We start from the raw sequence: 2,772 nt of genomic DNA on the forward strand, positions 1-2,772 counted from the left end.
TCGGCGACCAGCCGTTCGGCCGGGACGCGCGGCTCACGTGCGCAGAGGGCGAACGGGGCCGCCTCGGTCAGGGGGGTGCGGCCGGAGGCGGCGGTGGATGACGACACAGTTCCTCAGTTTAGGGTCTTTCGTTTGGATCAGGCCGGATGAGGGAGCGGGGTCTGGTGCCGTGGATCGCAAGGCGGAGGAGGGAGCCCACGCGGAGCGGATGGGGTCTCCCCTGGTCGAGCGAAGCCGAGACCTTGGGGATGACCGACGACAACGCGGCGAGGCGCGGTGCCAGGGCTCGCGAGCCCGGCATGATCCGAACGAGAGGCCCTAGGCGCCGCTCTCGCCGTTGAGGGCCGTCAGGCCGGTGAACGGGCGCCAGTGCGGATCCGGCGGCGGCGCCGGGCACTCGGGGGCGAACTCCTCGATGGTGTTCAGGGTGTGCCGCAACATCCGCACCAGCAGATCCCGGGGCACCTCCCGCTGGAGGGCGTCCCGGTACTCCAGCCATTCGAGCGTCAGCCACTCCACGCTGCTGAGCCAGCCGAGCAGCGCGAGCCGGGCGATGGGCGGGATGTCGTGATGGCCGTAGGCGCCCTCGGCGACCGTCGTGACCAGCCCCGTACGCACGGCGTCCCGGATCTCCTGCACCTGGGTGTCGAAACCGACGCCGCCGGTGACGATGGTCCGGTACGCGGCCTCGTTCTCCTGCGCGAAGCGCAGATACGCCTCGACGGTGCGCTGCACCCGCTGGGTGCGCGGGAGTTCGGCGCCCCCGGCGGCGAGCGAGACGAGTTCGGCGACCGAATCCTCGACGATGGCCAGGTAATAGCCGCGCTTGTTCTTGAAGTAGTAGTAGATAAGCCCTTTGGCGACCCCGGCGTGCTGCGCGATGTCATCCATCGACAGCGCGTCGTACGACGTGTGGGCGAACAACTTCCGTCCGGTCGCGATGAGTTCGGAGCGCCGCAGCTGCGATCGTAAGGAGGCGCCCCGCTGTTGACTGCTATTCAATTCGCGTCCCGGTCTCCGTCTGCCACAGAATTCACACAAGAATTCCCGCAGTATCGCAGAGACGTGGCCGCCGCCCCGTTCGGGTGGCTACAGCAGACCGGTGTGGCTGACGAGGACGGCGAGCAGCACCACCAGGGTCCAGCCGAGCAGCTGCTCGACCAGCTCGGGACCGTCGTCCTCGGGGCCTCCGGTACGGGCCCGGTCGCGGACGCGTTCGAGTGTGCCGGTGAGGGTCGTCAGGGCGGTGGTGGCGGTGGCAGTGGCGGTGGCGGTGGCAGTCATGGACATCTCGTTCGTTCGTGGGCCGTGGCCGTGGATGTCCCCCCGGGGCCACCGTCCCCTCGGTGACCCCACCACAGTGCCAGCGAATCCGGCCCCCGGGTAGAGACCTGTGTCACGGCCGCCGGGGGCCCGTCGGCCCCTCGGCGCGTGAACACGGGGGCGCGGGGGGTGTACGGCCCGAGATGTGCCGTACACCACACCGCGCGCCTGTCCCCCGCCGGGATCAGATCAGCCCCACCGCCCGCAGGGCCCGGCGCTGGACGGCGGACGGCTCGGCGGGCCAGTAGACGTAGGCGACCCCGCCGGTGCCCGAGGCGACGTTGCCCGCGGCGTTGTACCGCTTGGTGCGCAGCCAGATCGTCTCCCACTCGGCGCGCCGGTAGACGCGGCGCACGGCCGCGTCGTCCGGGGAGGCGGGGTCGTTGGCGATCACGTCGCCGTCGGCCGTGAAGCCGATCACCGTCATCAGATGCCCCGCGGTGCCGTATCCGGCCCCGGTCAGCTCGTCCCGCAGGAAGGACTGCGAGGTGATCAGGGGGATGCCCGCGCGGACGAGGGTCTCCGCCTCGGTGAGCGAGCCGAGGCGGGTGACGGCGGAGGACATGTCCGGGTAGGTCGCGGCGTACGCGGCGTTGAATGGCCAGTTGCCGCACCCCTCGTACTGGTGGTCGTAGGTGAACCGGGCCGCGTGACAGACCTGCGGGTCGGCGAAGGCCGGGTCGACCCAGGCGAGGTCGGCCGCGGTGGGGCGGCGCCCCCAGTACTCGATGATCATCTGGGAGGAGGTGGGGCTGCACCACGCCTCGCCGCCGTTGTCGTACTCCGGGTACTGCCCGGTGTGGATGTTCTGCGAGTAGCGCGGCACGGTCAGTTCGCGGACGAGGCCCGGTGTGGAGGCCGGGACCGTGAACCGGTCGGGGATGTCGGAGGCCATGGCGCCGATCCGGTACACCGCGGGCGTGAGCCGGGTGCCCGGCCCGCGGTACAGGGTGAGCCGCAGCCGGTACGAGACGAGCCGCAGTCCGCTCGCCGCGTCGTCCACGGCGAAGGTGTCGGTCCATACGCTGCCGCGGCCGTCGCTCTGGCCGTCCACGGAGGTGCGCCTGATGTCGCCCTCGCCGTCGCCGGACGTCCAGCGGCCCAGCACGTACCAGGGGGTGTCGGCGCCGTCGGAGTAGCGCCCGCGCAGCTCGACCTGGAGCCAGGTACCGGCCGGGGTCGCGGCGTTCCAGGAGGCGATGACCTCGGTGGCGGGGACCGTGGCGCGGTGCTCGGGCGAGGTCCAGCTCGCGTACTCCCAGGCGGTGGTCCGCCCGGTGTGCGGATCGCGGTAGTCGACGCGGCCTGCCGGGACGTCGATCACCAGTGAGGGCCGGGCCCCTGAGACGGCCCGGGTGCCGTGCCTCTCACCGGCGCGCCAGTCGGCGTACGAGGTCCAGAAGGCGTTGTCCACGAGCGGCCCGGCGGGCGCGCCCGCCGGGCCGCTCG

3 protein-coding genes are annotated in these 2,772 nt (G+C 71.8%); all 3 read right to left on the minus strand.

Annotated features, from left to right (window positions below):
• Positions 1-318 precede the first annotated feature (318 nt).
• Complete coding sequence (locus DVH02_RS30625) at positions 319-1,002, minus strand: TetR/AcrR family transcriptional regulator (protein ID WP_114627108.1); 684 nt, start codon at positions 1,000-1,002, stop codon at positions 319-321.
• Positions 1,003-1,089: 87 nt separating this feature from the next.
• Positions 1,090-1,284 carry an SCO1431 family membrane protein gene (locus DVH02_RS30630; RefSeq protein ID WP_114627109.1) on the minus strand — a complete coding sequence of 65 codons (195 nt, stop codon included), beginning with the start codon at positions 1,282-1,284 and terminating at the stop codon, positions 1,090-1,092.
• Between the two features lie 223 nt (positions 1,285-1,507).
• Positions 1,508-2,772: peptidase C39 family protein (locus DVH02_RS30635; RefSeq protein ID WP_147286168.1), on the minus strand; the 1,265-nt coding region annotated here is incomplete at its 5' end.

Origin of the sequence: Streptomyces corynorhini (genome assembly GCF_003346515.1) — a bacterium.
Lineage (GTDB): Bacteria > Actinomycetota > Actinomycetes > Streptomycetales > Streptomycetaceae > Streptomyces > Streptomyces corynorhini.